At 40.3% G+C, this 15180-nt stretch carries 18 protein-coding genes; 16 read left to right on the top strand and 2 right to left on the bottom strand.

Translation table 11 applies throughout. From position 1 onward, the window contains the following. Window positions 1-108 precede the first annotated feature (108 nt). From KFT32_RS26365 to KFT32_RS26350, 4 genes are all read left to right on the top strand, one after another. Complete coding sequence (locus tag KFT32_RS26365) at window positions 109-777, top strand: PspA/IM30 family protein (protein ID WP_211750315.1); 669 nt, start codon at window positions 109-111, stop codon at window positions 775-777. 139 nt (window positions 778-916) lie between these two features. Then, window positions 917-1321: a DUF350 domain-containing protein gene (locus KFT32_RS26360; protein WP_211750314.1), complete on the top strand. Its 405-nt coding sequence runs from the start codon at window positions 917-919 to the stop codon at window positions 1319-1321. 34 nt (window positions 1322-1355) lie between these two features. Further along, window positions 1356-1862, top strand: coding sequence for a DUF4178 domain-containing protein (locus KFT32_RS26355; RefSeq protein ID WP_211750313.1), 507 nt, complete (start codon window positions 1356-1358; stop codon window positions 1860-1862). A 12-nt stretch (window positions 1863-1874) separates the two neighbouring features. Next, complete coding sequence (locus KFT32_RS26350) at window positions 1875-2624, top strand: DUF4247 domain-containing protein (protein ID WP_211750312.1); 750 nt, start codon at window positions 1875-1877, stop codon at window positions 2622-2624. Window positions 2625-2686: 62 nt separating this feature from the next. Here the strand turns inward: KFT32_RS26350 and KFT32_RS26345 are convergent, their stop codons facing one another. Then, window positions 2687-2998 carry an HNH endonuclease gene (locus tag KFT32_RS26345; protein ID WP_211750311.1) on the bottom strand — a complete coding sequence of 104 codons (312 nt, stop codon included), beginning with the start codon at window positions 2996-2998 and terminating at the stop codon, window positions 2687-2689. A 149-nt stretch (window positions 2999-3147) separates the two neighbouring features. On the opposite strand from KFT32_RS26345, the gene KFT32_RS26340 reads away from it, so the two are divergent. Beyond that, a complete protein-coding gene (locus KFT32_RS26340; RefSeq protein ID WP_211750316.1) occupies window positions 3148-4446 on the top strand; it encodes a molybdopterin molybdotransferase MoeA in 1299 nt (432 codons plus the stop codon). A 125-nt stretch (window positions 4447-4571) separates the two neighbouring features. Here the strand turns inward: KFT32_RS26340 and xerS are convergent, their stop codons facing one another. Next, the gene (gene xerS / locus KFT32_RS26335; RefSeq protein ID WP_211750310.1) at window positions 4572-5651 is read right to left on the bottom strand and encodes a tyrosine recombinase XerS; all 1080 of its coding nucleotides are present in this window, start codon (window positions 5649-5651) and stop codon (window positions 4572-4574) included. 151 nt (window positions 5652-5802) lie between these two features. Here xerS and KFT32_RS26330 point away from each other — a divergent pair, with 151 nt between their 5' ends. From KFT32_RS26330 to KFT32_RS26280, 11 genes are all read left to right on the top strand, one after another. Further along, the gene (locus KFT32_RS26330; RefSeq protein WP_211750309.1) at window positions 5803-6285 is read left to right on the top strand and encodes a GNAT family N-acetyltransferase; all 483 of its coding nucleotides are present in this window, start codon (window positions 5803-5805) and stop codon (window positions 6283-6285) included. 114 nt (window positions 6286-6399) lie between these two features. Then, window positions 6400-7293 (top strand): aldo/keto reductase, encoded by an 894-nt coding sequence (locus tag KFT32_RS26325; RefSeq protein ID WP_211750308.1) that lies wholly within the window; start codon window positions 6400-6402, stop codon window positions 7291-7293. A gap of 396 nt (window positions 7294-7689) precedes the next feature. Continuing rightward, window positions 7690-8940 (top strand): MDR family MFS transporter, encoded by a 1251-nt coding sequence (locus tag KFT32_RS26320; protein ID WP_211750307.1) that lies wholly within the window; start codon window positions 7690-7692, stop codon window positions 8938-8940. After that, window positions 8941-9666 (top strand): Type 1 glutamine amidotransferase-like domain-containing protein, encoded by a 726-nt coding sequence (locus tag KFT32_RS26315; protein ID WP_211750306.1) that lies wholly within the window; start codon window positions 8941-8943, stop codon window positions 9664-9666. Window positions 9667-9812: 146 nt separating this feature from the next. Then, entirely contained in the window at window positions 9813-10472 is a 660-nt protein-coding gene (locus tag KFT32_RS26310) for a TetR/AcrR family transcriptional regulator (protein WP_211750305.1), read from the top strand. Then, window positions 10465-11199: an ABC transporter ATP-binding protein gene (locus tag KFT32_RS26305; protein ID WP_211750304.1), complete on the top strand. Its 735-nt coding sequence runs from the start codon at window positions 10465-10467 to the stop codon at window positions 11197-11199. Before KFT32_RS26310 ends, KFT32_RS26305 begins: the two co-directional genes overlap by 8 nt. Window position 11200: 1 nt before the next feature. Continuing rightward, on the top strand, window positions 11201-11890 hold the full coding sequence (locus tag KFT32_RS26300; protein ID WP_249436158.1) for an ABC transporter permease: 690 nt from the start codon (window positions 11201-11203) through the stop codon (window positions 11888-11890). 32 nt (window positions 11891-11922) lie between these two features. Continuing rightward, window positions 11923-12702 (top strand): DUF4097 family beta strand repeat-containing protein, encoded by a 780-nt coding sequence (locus KFT32_RS26295; protein WP_211750302.1) that lies wholly within the window; start codon window positions 11923-11925, stop codon window positions 12700-12702. Window positions 12703-12718: 16 nt separating this feature from the next. After that, on the top strand, window positions 12719-12889 hold the full coding sequence (locus KFT32_RS26290) for a hypothetical protein (protein WP_211750301.1): 171 nt from the start codon (window positions 12719-12721) through the stop codon (window positions 12887-12889). Window positions 12890-12921: 32 nt separating this feature from the next. Then, window positions 12922-14202, top strand: coding sequence for an MFS transporter (locus KFT32_RS26285; RefSeq protein WP_211750300.1), 1281 nt, complete (start codon window positions 12922-12924; stop codon window positions 14200-14202). A gap of 31 nt (window positions 14203-14233) precedes the next feature. After that, window positions 14234-14965 carry a thioesterase II family protein gene (locus KFT32_RS26280; protein WP_349304959.1) on the top strand — a complete coding sequence of 244 codons (732 nt, stop codon included), beginning with the start codon at window positions 14234-14236 and terminating at the stop codon, window positions 14963-14965. Window positions 14966-15180: the final 215 nt, after the last annotated feature.

Genomic DNA, 15180 nt, shown 5'->3' with positions numbered 1-15180 from the left:
ACGGTATTGTATTCAGTTCGTAATAGTTAATTAGATGCACAAACAGTAAATTCACTGATGAGTAGATGAGTATTCTAAAAATTAAACATTTGCGGGAGGAATTTTATAATGTCTCTATTTAAAAGATTTCGTGATTTGACCATGTCCAATATTAATGCACTGATTGACAAAGCTGAAGACCCAATCAAAATGACGGATCAATACATTCGTGATATGCAGAGCGATCTGGAAGATGCCGAAAAAGCAGTAGCTGCACAAATTGCCATTGAGAAGAAGTTTAAAGCTCTTTATGAAGAACAAGAAGCACTAGTGAAGAAAAGAGAAGAACAGGCTCACACGGCTGCTAAAGCACAAAATATTGACCTCGCACGTCGAGCTTTGGAAGAGAAGAAAAATGCGGAAGCAAAACTTACCGAATACAAAACAAGTTATGATCAGAATAAAGCATCTGCAGACAATCTTCGTTCAAAACTGGATGAAATGCGGAAACAGTTAACTGAAATGAAAAATAAAAGAGAAACGTTGGTTGCTCGTTATAATGCGGCCAAAGCTCAAAGTGAAATTAATAAAGCTATGAGTGGTTTTGGTTCAGATACAGCTGCATCTGGAATGAAGCGAATGGAAGAGAAAATGCTTCAAGCAGAAGCACAGGCTGAGGCAAGCAATGAAATGAACAGCAAAGAGAAATCACTTGATGAAGAGTTTGAAAACATGGGAAAAGACAAGGAAGTAGAAGATGAACTGGCAGCCCTGCTGAAACAGTATGAAGATAAATAAACAAGCATGACAACCATGGATAATGAATAAAGTATGATATTTAACACTTTATTCCATGTTACGGAGGGGAAACGATGCAGTTTCTCCTTCGTTTTTCATGAGGAGAGCAAACTGACACTATTGGAGGATGTTATATCTAATGGAATTTATGGATATTTTGCGCATGCTGGTATGGACAGGGGCAGGAGCGGTACTGCTGTTTATTCTCATGTATGTTGATTCATTATTTACCAAGTACAAAGATTTTACGGAAGTAAAAGCAGGCAATATGGCTGTAACCACAAGATTGGTCATGAAATTGTTTGCACAGGGCTATATTTTGTCGTCATCCTTATCTGTTTCTTTTCATTTAGGAGATGCACTTATTGTATCTGTAGTTTCATTTATTATATTGCTCATTATCGAGGGTGTCGTTCATGTACTGATCCGCCGGTTCGCCTCCTTTGATATCGACGGAGGAATGCAACAAGGTAAGATCGGTTATGGATTATTTTCAGGTACACTGCACGTAGTAGGGGCGCTGATCATCTCAGCATCTCTGTAATAGAAATTCCAGCAGAAATAGGAGTTAGATGTAGATGAGTATATGGAAGAGAGTAACAAACCTATTATCCAAACCAAAGCCAGCTGTGGTGGAGAAAAGTATGCTACAGCTCAGCCCGGGAGATATTTGCGAAGTATCACTAGTTACTTATGAAGTCACTGGTAAGGTACAAAATCGGGGGAGAAATGCCACCCTGCTGACATTAAAAGATGGTAACACAATCGTTTATTTATACATCGAGGAAAGAGAACGTCTCACTTACGCACTATATAGCCCAATTGATGGGAGACTGGATCATCCGGAGGAAGTACCGACAACGATTGAACTGGATGACAGGGAGTATCACTTAGAAGAGCAATATGCGGGTCATGTGATGACCGTAGGCAAGACTCCTTTTTCTCAAAATGGAGAACAGCATGTTTGGCAGTTCCAGTCGGATGATAATCATCTCTTGCGTATTGAATGGCAGAATGGTCGATTTATGCTGTATGAAGGAGAAGATATCCTCCCGGCAGATGTTAAAGTCATTCGGGCAACCTAGGAGAGGTTATTCATGAACAAGCGTTTCTGGCACCTATTAAAAATCACACTGGTACTCAGTTTAGTTGTATCGTTATTATCTGGCTGCGGAGCACCTGCTGTGAAAGATACGTACCCGCTTGAATCGGTGAACGGCAGCGGAAATTCGACTTCTTATGTGTACCGGGCGGCGAATCTCACCGTACCGGAAGTAGCAAATGAACTTATGGAGGATCAAACTCCGGACGAAGTATCTCCACAAGATACAGAGCGAATGTTCCTTGTGTATCCTCGTGAGCTCTATCATTTGCAGAAGGATCCGGATAAACCAGAAGATACTTTGATTGAAGTCGATTCCAAGGAATATGTACAGCAGAATTACAGCTCATCTTTCTTGCAGGGTTATATTACAGCTTCGATTCTTGACAGTATGTTTGATGTACTGCGAGGATCAGGCAATTACCGAGGTTATACAACCGCGAAAACGTACAAACCTGCTCAGGGGCAATTCAGGACAGCTACCGACAATGACAAGAAAATTGCCCCTCCACTTACAACGAACCGAAGTGGATCGATTATTCGTAGAGGTCTTGGAGAAACATCCAACACGAAAAAATCAGACGGGGATAGTGTTCTTAATCGGGACAGCTCCTCTTCGAAATCAAATAGTAAGGGAAAGATTGAAAGAGGAAAAAGCAGTGGGTCGAGTATATTCAGCTCCCCTAAGAAAAGTTCTAGGCCGAAGACCAAGTTTGGCTCTGGCCGAATATCAAGGCGAAGATAGAAAAAGTAGAAACCCGGACACGGGAAATGTCCGGGTTTTATTTTTTTATGATCCATATGATATTAACGTCTTGCTTCACGAACATGTCTGGATTTTCTGGATTTAGGAATCGTCGCAGCTGGCTGTTTACGAATCCATTTAACATAGGAGGCAATGGTAGGTTCTAATAACAAAGATTTTATAGTGGTTAATCCCAGCACGACAAGTTCTACATTCGTAAATAAATAATGAATCTGTTTATGGCATGGAATGCATAGGTGAGCTGTCGGCATATCTGTACCCCCTTCTTCACGAGGGGTAAGATGATGGACAGTCGTTACAGGGACTTTTCTTTTGCAGAGTTCGCAAATACGCTCCTCATTCTGGGATTGCAAGGGTAGCACCTCCTACTTAAGTTAGAGTGATTTAAAATAACGTACTCTATTCATGTATTTAAACTACAAGACGAGAGCAATTCCCTCTTATATGATGTCTATCTTGCAAGGATGGGGAGATGAAGATACACTTTATCCTAGGACATATGATGACGAGGAGAGCAATGGTGAATAACTATACAACGAATCCGAAATTTAACCGAAAAGCCATTCAAGTGGATGCTGCTCAGCAGCTCGTGGCGGATAAAGTAACATTAATAGATACAGAACATGTAACCATGGATGAAGCGCATGGCCGAATCATATGCGAGGATGTAAGGGCTCCGCATCCTTATCCATTTTTCCGAAGATCGGTTATGGATGGTTATGCGCTGCGAAGCGAAGATTCGAGAGAAGCTAGCAGCGAAAATCGGACGATGCTTACCATTATTGATGAAATTCCTTGCGGTTATGCTTCTAATAAGGAGATTATACAAGGAACAGCAGCCCGTATTATGACCGGTGCCCAAGTGCCGGAAGGGGCTGACGCAGTCGTAATGCTGGAAGCAACGGAACAGCATACAGTGGAGGGGAAACCACATGTTGTATTCAAAAGTCCTATCCCTAAAGGAGCCAATATTACACCGATTGGGCTTGAAGTGTCTACAGGTGATCTGCTAATTAAAAAAGGTACCTTACTGACCGCTGGAGAAATATCAGTTCTTGCTACGTTTGGTATTCATCAAATACCGGTTTTCAGAAAACCCAAAGTAGGAATCTTTGCAACAGGAACAGAACTGCTGGCGATCGAAGAAGAGCTTCAACCTGGGAAAATCCGTAACAGCAATAGTCATATGCTTCTCTCTCAGGTTAGAGAGGCAGGAGGAGAGCCTTATCTGCTTGGGGCCATTGTTGACGATTTGAATCTGGCCCAGCAAAAACTGCAGGAAGCTCTGGAGAACTATGATGTTATCGTAACAACCGGCGGTGTATCTGTTGGAGATTACGATATTATGGGGGATCTTGTTCGTCAGGATGAGGTGGAAATGTTGTTCAATAAAGTGACCATGCGGCCCGGAAGCGTAACCACGGTAGCTTATATTCAGAACAAATTGCTTTTTGCACTATCGGGTAATCCAGGTGCTTGTTTTGTTGGGTTTGAGCTTTTTGTTCGTCCGACACTTCAACTCATGCAAGCTTCGGAGCAACCGTATCTTGCCAAGTGGACTGCAACTCTGGGTGCCGATTATAGCAGAGTGAACAACTTTACACGTTTTGTTCGCGGTAAGATTGAAATAAGGAATGGACAGGTATTTGCTACACCTGCCAAAGTAGACGAATCCAACGTGATGGTAACGATCAAGGACAGTGATTGTCTTATTATTGTACCTCCGGAAACGAAGGGATTCAGTGCTGGGGAATCGGTTGAGATATTGAAGCTTGGTAATCCCTATGGGTTCGGAGGATAGAGCGGGAAGGTATGGACATGTATACTTTTTGGAGCTCAGGAGCAGAAGGGAGTTTAATATAGAAGAGCTGCCTGGAAAGGCAGCTCTGTTTCACCGAGACGATGCGGATTCAACTGGACATCATATTATTCAATTCTTCGCTCAATAGCTTCCGACATCGTTTTGTCAGTCAGATGAGCATAAACTTCTGTCGTCTCCGTAGAAGCATGTCCGAGCTGTTCTTTAGTTTTATAAATATCATTCTGTAAATAATAATCCGTGGCAAAAGAATGCCGCAATTTATGGACGGTTAAGTATGGTTTGCCAAATCCTTTAGCATATTTGATGATCATGGCCTGAATTGCACGTTTAGTCATTCGTTTCCCTTCTTTCTGACCATTAGGGACGGTGACAAAAAGTGCTTTTTCTTTTTTGGGAGTGTGATAGCGAAGAGTACGAAGTTCCATATAGTTCATGAGATCGTCTTTGGCCTGCTCCCTGTAATAGACAGGATTTTTGAATGTCTCGTCGTTATTCCCTTTTCGGTACACGTAAAGTACCTTGTTATTTAAATCAAGATCATCCACGTTGAGATTCACAATCTCAGATACCCGAAGGCCTGAATTCAGAATCAAACTAGCAATACAGGCATCACGTTCCCTATTCATACTATGGGAGTATAAAGCCTGCTTATTTTTTTCCATATCCTTTGCATAACCTTCTAAAATATATCCGATGAACTCTAGAAGTTCATCTTCCTCAAGAATTTTCCCTTTTAGCTTGGCTGCCGTGTCTTTCGGTTTGTGAACCCGTTTAATTTCCACTTTGGCCATAATATTTCGTTTTAAGAGTGGATAAAATTCCTCGTCCTCAGCAATTTGACTGAGATAATGGAATAGAGAGCGCAGCGAGGATAATTTACGAGATATTGTAATTCGGGAGTTAGCCCCTTCTCTTTTGGTTGTCAAATAAATACGGTAGCCTGTAATGCTATCCATCCGCAGCATCTCCAGCTCCTTTAAAGTCACACTGGTATTGGATTCGGCTTGCGACAAACCTTCAGCGCGAAGCCAAGTGAAGAACGTATCATAATCACGGACATACTCCAGCAGGGTAGAAGGAGATAAGTCCGGCAATTTGTAGTCAATAAATTGCTGAACAAACCAGGGCATGGTGACGACACGTTCATCAAGTTTACGACGATCGGTTTCCTTTTGAATATGCATGTTTCGTAAGCCCCTTAGATTTTCGATTTTCACTACTATTTGTTTAGGAACAGGTGTCCTTATTTTACCACATTCGCTGTCGTTATGACTTGCTGCACCACTATGAAAGCTTTATAGTTATTTTATATGAAGAAAATAGAGGTGATATGATATGGAACTGAGCCTCACTATGGTACCACGCGATCAACAACAGATTGTTCGTCATCTGATGCAATTTTATTTATATGATTTTACGAAATATCTCGACATTGATGTGAATAGTAATGGAGTTTTTCCGGATTATCCGAATCTTGATGATTATTGGTCACATACGGATAAGTACCCTTTTCTTATTAAAAATGGCTCATCACCCGCAGGTTTTGCACTAGTGGATCAGCTATCAGGCAAGAAGGAGGGCGACTTTTATATGACGGAGTTTTTTGTCATGCAAAAATATCGTCGCAGCGGTGTTGGAACCTGGGCAGCAAATGAACTTTTCAGCCGATTTAGAGGTGAATGGAAGGTTTCACAGGTGAGAACCAATGTGGTGGCACAGGCTTTTTGGCGTAAAGTTATTGGCGGTTATACGAATGGTCAGTTTCGGGAAAGGTTTCATCCGGAAAACGGAAATCCAAGTCAGCATTTTGTAACTTAAGCAGAGTGTTTTTGGTTTGAGCTTACGTGGTAATATGAACATGTAGAGTCTGGCCTACACCAAAGAATATACGATTATAATTTCTTTCTATCATTTCACGAGGAGGCGTACGACATGGAACAGCGTTCTTACGGAAATACGGGAATGAAGGTAAGTGTATTGGGATTTGGCGGAGCTGAGATTGGAAAAGATACTTCGAAAGAGGAAGTCGATCGTCTGCTTGGGAGCGCCATTGAAGCAGGCCTTAATGTCATCGATACCGCAGAATGTTATGGTGACAGCGAAGAGCGAATTGGACAGGTGTTGCAACATCGAAGAGACAATGTATATTTGTTTACAAAATGCGGTCATGCGTCGGGGCTTCCTTATCCAGATTGGGATCCGGTATTGCTAAAGGAATCGATTGATCGAAGCCTCAAAAGACTAAACTCCGATTACGTGGATATGATTCATTTACACAGCTGCTCAGAGGAGGCTTTGAGAGAAGGATCTGTAATTGAAGTGCTGATCCGAGCAAAGGAAGCTGGAAAGACTCGGTTTATAGGGTATAGCGGAGATACTACCGATGCGTTATACGCAATCCAGACGGGAGTTTTTGATAGTCTAGAAACTTCTGTTAATATAGCGGATCAGGAAGCGATTGATCTTACGATTCCGGAAGCTCGTAAACGGGGTATGGGGGTCACGGCGAAACGTCCGATTGCGAATGTCGCCTGGACCTATGATACTTTGCAAGAAGCAGACTATCCTTTTGCATATTGGAACCGATTGCGTGAACTTCGTTATGAATTTTTGGATGAAGATAAGAGGCTGGCTGTCTCCAAAGCGTTGCAGTTTACACTATCCGTTCCCGGTGTCGATACGGCGATTGTGGGAACCAAGAAACCGGATCGCTGGCAGGAAAATGCCCAATTGTTGAATGATAATATGTTCACAGAAGCAGATTATGAGGCGATCAGGAATCGATGGAAAGAGATCGCATCAGCAGACTGGACGGGTAAAATATAAATTAAGCGATCATTTGTAGCCAGAAATGTAGATATAGAGATTTTCTTTGACGGAATAGAACCGTTAGAGAAAATCTCTTTTTTGTATGCTTTAATAAAATACCTAATCATTAAATGTAATCATATGAAAAATTCACATTAGAAGATTCGGGATATAATGGAGTTGTTATCAATATTTATTACACTATTTCAGTATATGAAAAATTCATAATAATAATTCGTTTTCTATATCTTTTGGAAATAACCCTTCGTTTTAGCGGTATCTATATTTTTATAAAAGGTGGACGGGACTCACTTCAACATAATTTACATTGACACTTGCCCGATTATCTGGAATGATATGTATTATTTTTTAATCATTCTAGTAATTGATTAGATTGAAGAAACAGGAGGCAGCATGAATAAGCATATGAAAGAGATCCATCCGCTTGCTTGGACGATTATCGTCGGAACGATTTTTGGTAGAATGGCGACGTCCATGAGTATTCCTTTTTTATCGATTTATTTGATCAAGACGATGGGTGCATCTCCGGCGGAAACCGGTATAGTAGTGGCAGTAAGCTCCCTTATCGGCGTATTCGCAAGTTTTTATGGAGGGTACATATCTGACCGAATTGGCCGAAGGAAGGTACTGCTTTTTTCGATATTTAGCTGGGCAATCGTATTTATCGGATTTGCGGCAGCGAATCAAATCTGGATATTTTTTGTAATGAATGCCTTAAATGGTTTATGCCGTGCTGTATTTGAACCTACCTCAAGGGCGATGTTATCTGATATTACGAAACCAGAAAATAAGCTCCTAGTATTTAATTTAAGGTATGCCGCTATTAATCTAGGCGTCGTCATCGGGCCGTTAATCGGATTACAGATGGGATCAGCCCAGACGGGAGTTCCATTTATCGCCGCTGGGGCAGTGTACATATTGTATGGGTTAGTCCTAGTCGTACAATTTGCGATAAGACCTGAACCATCTAAGGCATCCTCAGAAGCTGACGGGACTTCGGTATCTTTGAAAGAAGCATTCACCGTCACAAGCCGGGATCGAACTTTTATGTATGTACTTCTTGGTTCTATATTCTGCGTACTTGGGTATGGACATTTCAGTTCTACCTTAGCTCAGTTTCTGGAACTTAGTCCAAGGATCGAAGATGGTACGAAGTGGTTTACGTACATGCTTTCGATGAATGCAGTTGTGGTTCTCATCGTTCAATATCCGCTAGTTCGTATGTTCCGTAATTTTCCTCCTGCTGTATCACTCATAGTAGGGAACGTTTTTGTGACGGCAAGTCTTATATTATTTGGAATCTTTGACTCCTGGTGGGCGATGATGGCTGGTGTTGTTATTTTTACAATCGGTGAAGTTTTAATTTTTACATTGATGGACTTACTAGTGGATCGTATTGCGAAACCGGAACTTAAAGGAACTTATTTTGGAATGATTGGATTTAATAATATGGGGAATGTGTTAGCACCACTTATCGGTGGATCACTACTCACTGGTTTTTCTGCTGAGCAGCCATTATACATCTTTATCCCTATCGCGCTGATGACGGCATGCGGTATTCCTTTCTTACTGTTAGCTCACCTGAGGCTAAAAGAGCAAGCCCAGAGCTCGGTTAGTAATCATACGATAAAGGAGGCTACATAAATGACTTCTCAGATTATTGCAATGGGCGGTGGAGGTTTCTCAATGGAACCTGATAATCCGCTGCTCGATTCGTATATTCTGGCCCAATCTTCTTCTGATAAACCGAAAGTTTGCTTTGTACCTACAGCAAGTGGTGATGCGGATGGTTATGTGAAAAGGTTTTATGCTGCTTTTAATGAGCATACATGTATTCCATCTCACTTGTCCTTATACGCACCTCCTAGTCAGGATCTTGAAGACTTTGTCATGGACAAAGATATTATCTATGTCGGTGGCGGGAGTACTAGGAATTTACTCACTTTGTGGAAAGAATGGGGACTTGATCAAATTCTCGCAAAAGCTTGGAATCAAGGCATCATACTTGCAGGACTTAGCGCAGGATCCCTATGTTGGTACGAAGAAGGAATTACGGATTCCAATCAGGGAGGTTATTCCTCAATCCGTTGTCTTGGTTTACTTCCAGGCAGTCATAGCCCGCATTATGATAATACAAATCAAGGGAATTACACTTATAAACCGGCTTATCGCAAGTTGATTGAGAATAGAGATCTTGGTCAAGGAATCGCGGCTGATGACGGTGTTGCGCTCCATTATGTGGGCAAGAAGTTACATAAAATAGTAAGTTCTAGACGAAATGCATTTGCCTATCAAGTGTCATTAACAGATCAGAGTGTAATAGAAAAAAGACTAGAGCCCTATTATCTAGGCGAGTCTGATTTATTGTAGTTCTAGTGCTTTTTCAATTGAAGTATGGATCCACGGAAGAAGTGGATCTTTTTTTTTGTTTAAATTATTTTACCTTATATTGACAGGACATCATTGGATGCACTATTATAAATACCAACGGTCGGTATTAAAAAGGGGAGACTATTATGGCTAGAAATAAATATCCAGAACAGACATTGGAGCAAATACTTGTTGTCTCATCAAAACTGTTTACGGAAAAAGGATTCGAGAAAACAAGTATACAGGATATCATTGATGAACTTGGGATGTCCAAAGGAGCCATTTACCATCACTTCAAATCAAAAGAAGACATATTGGACGCGGTAATGGATAAACAGTTCAGTTATGCTGCACAGATGCTGGATGATCTTATTAGAAATACACAAGCTCCGAACGCGAGAGAAAAACTGGTAAGTATCTTAGAAAAGGTTGTAGCTGATCCAGATGCCCATTCCATTGATGGAGTGCTGAGTACACAGATTAAGAATCCTCAGTTTGTTGTGACAGGTATTCAAGAAGGTGTGAAGAAAGATGCTCCAATTATTGCAAGAATAATGATGGAGGGAAGAGAGGATGGATCCATCACAACGGATTTTCCAATTCAATGTGCCGAAGTCTTTATGCTTTTGGTGAATATCTGGATTAATCCATTATTGTTTGAACGGGGGCATGAGGAAACAGTGGATCGATTACGGTTTTTACAGCACATGATGAGAGTGCTTGGCGCAGATATTGTGAGCGATCAATTGCTTCAAAAAATTACAGAACGCCATTCGGATATTGGAGGATACAGTAGGGATGAGTAGTGGCTTCGCCGTAAAAACAGAGGACCTGTCGAAGGTTTTTGTTGATAAGGAAGTTATTCAATCTTGCACATTGTCTGTTCCACAAGGGGCAATTTACGGTTTTTTAGGGCCCAATGGTGCGGGGAAAACAACGGTAATGAAGATTCTACTCGGTTTACTTACACCAACAGCTGGAAAAGTAGAAGTGTTAGGCATGGACGTAACGGTAGACAGAAATGAAATCTTAACACAAGTCGGCAGTCTAATCGAAGTTCCCGTCTTTTTTGAACACCTTTCTGCTGAGGAAAACTTAAGCTTGCATCTTGCTTATATGAATGTGGAAGAAGCAGACATATCCAAGGCGTTGCAAATGGTAGGACTCGTGGGCACCGGATCAAAACCTGTATCTAAATTTTCTTTAGGGATGCGCCAGCGTCTCGCTATTGCAAGAGCATTCATTCATCATCCTAAACTTCTCATTCTTGACGAACCTATTAATGGGCTTGATCCTGTCGCCGTTCGAGAGATGAGAAACTTGTTTTTTACCCTTGTTCACGATCACGGCATGACGATTCTTTTATCTAGTCATATCATTTCAGAGATTGAACATATTGCAGACATCGTAGGAATTATTACAGAAGGAAGAGTAGAAAGGGAGATGTCTCTATTTGACATCAAGACACAGTTTGAGAATGGTCTAGAGGAATATTTTTTTGATATCGTGAGCGGAGGTAGCCGGTTTGCTTAAGATGATGAAATTGGAGATGAGAAGAAATCATCTTGGCTCTTATGTTACGGCCAGTATCATTTCTGGGTTTGTGCTTATTGGTTTTATGTATTTTGTCGCCTATGTTGCGCAGGTCGAGAATGAACCAGACTTTCAGACTTATCCAAATATTTTTTTATTCACTTCGATTGTCAGCATGATTATATTTTCGGTCTTGTCCTCCGTGATGTATGCTCGGTTTGTAATTGAGGAGTATAGCGGTACAAGATTGCTGCTTCTGTTCTCTTATCCGGTTAACCGAAAAAAAGTACTATTAGCAAAAGTGGGAATTGTGGTCTTATTTACTACGATTGCTATGATCATCTGCAATATTCCCGCAGTACTTATTTTTAGTCTAACGGAGTCATTCATACCTATCGTAAATGATACACTTTCAATTGGACTAGTAATATCCATCATAAAAATGATCTTAGTACTTTCTATCAGCGTAAATGGTATTTGCATCATCGCCATGAGAATCGGTTTTGTCAAAAAGTCTATCCCAACTACAATCGTCACGTCCTTCATTCTATCTGCGATGTTTGCAAATGTCATAATAGGCAGCTTTGGAAATGATCTTCTCCTTTTCTCCCTATTAATCGTCGTTGTTGCAGTAGGGGTCTTCATTCTTTGGGAACTGATGAACAAGGTAAACAGCATGGAGATCGACTGATAGCATGAACGTTTTATTTTAGGAGTGATAGTGTGTCTAATACGAGTGAATTTGAGATACGAAAAGAACAAACGATCACAGATTCAATTACCCATTTCATGATTGATTGGCTTTCAGATGATATCCGAATCTTTTCCACAGATCTAGACGACATTCGAATCGTTCAAAAAGCCAGCAGCAAATTTCCGGAAGGCAGGCTTTTTCATACAGACATCAAGTCTGATGAACTGCGGATTGTTGACGGAAGAAAAGAAACGATAAAAATTGGATTCTTATTTCACCGTTCCTTACTAGAAGTATATCTTCCCGTTAAGGTATGGAACTCGGTGAGAATAACAACTGTTGGCGGTGGAGTGTATTTCAATGATATTAGTGCTGTAAATTGTAAGTGCCGAATCACGTCTGGCAGAGCGGAGATATCAGGACATTTTAAGGATTTGGATCTAGGGATTGTAGGATCTAGTGTTACTGGGGAAAACTTAATCGTTGATAAGCTTCATATAAACTCGACTTCATCCAAACTAGAACTGTCAGGTGATTTCTTAGAGATCGATTCTCATAACAAGGGAAGAGGGATGACGGTTAGATCCGGCGTTGTACCCGAAAAAATAAGCTCTGTAGGCACGGGTGCAAAGGTTATCATCTCTATTCCTAACAATGACGGATTTGTTTTTAAGTTCAAAAAGTTATCAGGTAATTTCAAAAGTGACTTCCCCTTAATTTCGGAAGGTAAACAATATACTTATTTACATGCAAGAAGGTGTTATAGCGCTGAGGTTAGGGGAGGAGAGTTTTCATTACGGAAACAGTAAAGGAGGAGAAGCGAAGATGGCGGGCTTCATTGTAGGAACAAGTTTAGCGGTACTTGTATTGCTTACGGGAATCGTGGGTCTCCTAATCAGTAAACAAAAGAGAAAGAAGAACAAGTGGGCTTGGTGGCTCATCTTGTTTGGATGCTGTGCAATCATAAGTGCATTTATTAATGCAGGTTTAACGTAATCATTCCAAGTTAGAAATATAGGAGGTGCTTCTTGAGGACCTTTTCGTTTGATCGGAATTTCAACTTAATGATTGTTGGGCAGATTATTACACTTTTTGGAAGTTCAATTCTCAGATTTGCATTATCTCTATATATTCTAGATCTTACTGGCTCAGCCGAAACATTTGCATTGTTACTTGCGATATCAACAATTCCTACCGTTATTTTGTCTCCTATCGGTGGGGCAATTGCAGATCGGGTGAACCGTAGAAATCTTATGGTTATTTTTGATTTCCTCAGCTGCGCAGTTGTTGGGGGATTGGCGCTTATCCTTTATAACGGAAATCCGTCCATACCAGTAATCGGAGTCGTTATGACTTTACTAGGGGTAGTAAGTACCTTTTATCAGCCTACGGTTCAAGCGAGTATTCCAATATTGGTGGAAGAGAGCAAGCTCCTAAAGGCTAATGGTATAGTATCCGGGGTTTCCGCTATTACTAACTTTGCTGGCCCAGTACTTGGAGGGGTGTTGTACAGTCTATCCGGTATAGATTCGATTGTAATTATGACTTGTCTCAGTTTTTTTCTCGCCGCAGTGACGGAAATGTTTATACGCATGCCTTTTGTTAAAGAAACACAGACATACGGTGCCTTGAAAACAATATTGCTCGATCTTAAAGAAGGTGGGTCTTATATCTTTAAGAGAGACTCATTTTTAATGAAATTTATAGTTATTGCCGCATCAATGAATGTTTTTATAACACCGCTTTTTCTTGTAGGTATTCCCTATATTATCAAAATAATAATGGGTATGAACGATCAATTTTTTGGTTTTACACAAGGTGGAATTTCCCTAAGTATGATCTTTGCAGCAATAGCAGTGGGTCTAATATCTAGCAAATTACGGATAAATAACCTCTATTTATGGTTCGTTGGTTCCGGTGTGCTATTTATACCGATGTCCTTTTCTATTTATCCCTTGTTTTTAGGGATGAATAATGTGAATTATATTCAGTATATTATATTTTCCTTATGCGCCATGCTGATCATGTTCGTCATCACTATCATCAATATCTTCATTATGACGACATTACAACAGCAAACTCCTAACTTAATGCTAGGAAAGGTAATGGCCATTTTAACAGCGGTATCGACTTGTGCGGTACCTGTTGGACAGATCTTGTTTGGTGCTTTAATTGACAGATTTTCCACAAATGTATACGCATTGATTCTAGTCATTTCCTTGATCACAATTGGAATTGGGTTTGGAACTAAAAAATTGTTAAGAGATCCAGTGAAAGCTCCAGAAGAAGTCAACAATGCTCTTTCCTAAAGCTAAAAAAAGGATAGGATCCTAATTAAAGATGGTGAGGAATAAATATATGAAAGCTATACAATTGTTTTGTTTGCCTTATGCTGGAGGATCTTCTTTCATGTTTGAACCCGTGCAAACTTACATGCGGGAGTGGATTGAAGTCATTCCAATTGACTACGCAGGTCATGGATTACGGATAATGGAAGATTTTTATACAGATTTTCAACAAATGGTTAGCGATGTTGCTACTCAAATTATTGAGAGGTTAAATGGAAAGCCTTTTGCGATCCTAGGTTACAGCATGGGGAGTTTAATTGCCTATGAAGTGTACTACGAAATTTGTAAACGTACAGAGCGACGTCCAATACACCTCTTTTTCGCAGCTCATGTTCCGCCTGATTTTCACATTCGAACAGAAGAGTTAACCTATGCTTTAGCCTCAAAGCGATTGGAAGCTAATTTGGTCACGATGGGTGGAGGCAATGTACTGGTACAGCATCACAGAGAATTGCTAGAAATGATTACGCCAAGATACCATATCGATTTAACATTGTACTCTAATTATTTGTATTGCATGAAAGAGAATCTCATTGAAGCGAATATCACTATTATTTTCTCGGAGGAAGATAATAAAAATAATCAGATGTATGAATGGTCAAAACATACTTCTAAGTTCTGTCTCTTTCAAAAAGTGAAAGGAAATCATTTTTTTATCAATACGGAGACGGAAGAGATGGCGAAAATATTGAACAGAGTGCTGATAACAGAACTATCTATATAAAATAAAGTGATAGATATTTTTACCTATGAAAGATCAATGTTGGAAAATGTAGAAAAATAGTATTTAAACAGAACGTTTGTCGAATTTGTCGCAAAAAAAAGGACATTCGCATTTTTTGGAGAATAACTTGGTACAATACACCAAATTTTCCAATAAAGGGGATGTTTATTTTTGCGATTTATTCGTTTATTTAGATTTTACATAGGTCTTACATT

It is taken from the genome of Paenibacillus sp. Marseille-Q4541, from assembly GCF_018310695.1.
Taxonomy (GTDB): domain Bacteria; phylum Bacillota; class Bacilli; order Paenibacillales; family Paenibacillaceae; genus Paenibacillus.
Note: the sequence above shows the minus strand (reverse complement) of the source record. Positions and strands in the feature narration are given on the sequence as shown.

Excerpts from the sequence above, each read along its gene's own strand:
- xerS (WP_211750310.1), bottom strand. The coding sequence starts at position 5,651 with ATGCATATTCAAAAGGAAACCGATCGTCGTAAACTTGATGAACGTGTC.
- KFT32_RS26350 (WP_211750312.1), top strand. The coding sequence starts at position 1,875 with ATGAACAAGCGTTTCTGGCACCTATTAAAAATCACACTGGTACTCAGT.
- KFT32_RS26365 (WP_211750315.1), top strand. The coding sequence starts at position 109 with ATGTCTCTATTTAAAAGATTTCGTGATTTGACCATGTCCAATATTAAT.
- KFT32_RS26320 (WP_211750307.1), top strand. The coding sequence starts at position 7,690 with ATGAATAAGCATATGAAAGAGATCCATCCGCTTGCTTGGACGATTATC.
- KFT32_RS26290 (WP_211750301.1), top strand. The coding sequence starts at position 12,719 with ATGGCGGGCTTCATTGTAGGAACAAGTTTAGCGGTACTTGTATTGCTT.
- KFT32_RS26355 (WP_211750313.1), top strand. The coding sequence starts at position 1,356 with ATGAGTATATGGAAGAGAGTAACAAACCTATTATCCAAACCAAAGCCA.
- KFT32_RS26300 (WP_249436158.1), top strand. The coding sequence starts at position 11,201 with ATGATGAAATTGGAGATGAGAAGAAATCATCTTGGCTCTTATGTTACG.
- KFT32_RS26360 (WP_211750314.1), top strand. The coding sequence starts at position 917 with ATGGAATTTATGGATATTTTGCGCATGCTGGTATGGACAGGGGCAGGA.
- KFT32_RS26315 (WP_211750306.1), top strand. The coding sequence starts at position 8,941 with ATGACTTCTCAGATTATTGCAATGGGCGGTGGAGGTTTCTCAATGGAA.
- KFT32_RS26325 (WP_211750308.1), top strand. The coding sequence starts at position 6,400 with ATGGAACAGCGTTCTTACGGAAATACGGGAATGAAGGTAAGTGTATTG.
- KFT32_RS26310 (WP_211750305.1), top strand. The coding sequence starts at position 9,813 with ATGGCTAGAAATAAATATCCAGAACAGACATTGGAGCAAATACTTGTT.
- KFT32_RS26305 (WP_211750304.1), top strand. The coding sequence starts at position 10,465 with ATGAGTAGTGGCTTCGCCGTAAAAACAGAGGACCTGTCGAAGGTTTTT.
- KFT32_RS26330 (WP_211750309.1), top strand. The coding sequence starts at position 5,803 with ATGGAACTGAGCCTCACTATGGTACCACGCGATCAACAACAGATTGTT.
- KFT32_RS26340 (WP_211750316.1), top strand. The coding sequence starts at position 3,148 with ATGACGAGGAGAGCAATGGTGAATAACTATACAACGAATCCGAAATTT.
- KFT32_RS26280 (WP_349304959.1), top strand. The coding sequence starts at position 14,234 with ATGGTGAGGAATAAATATATGAAAGCTATACAATTGTTTTGTTTGCCT.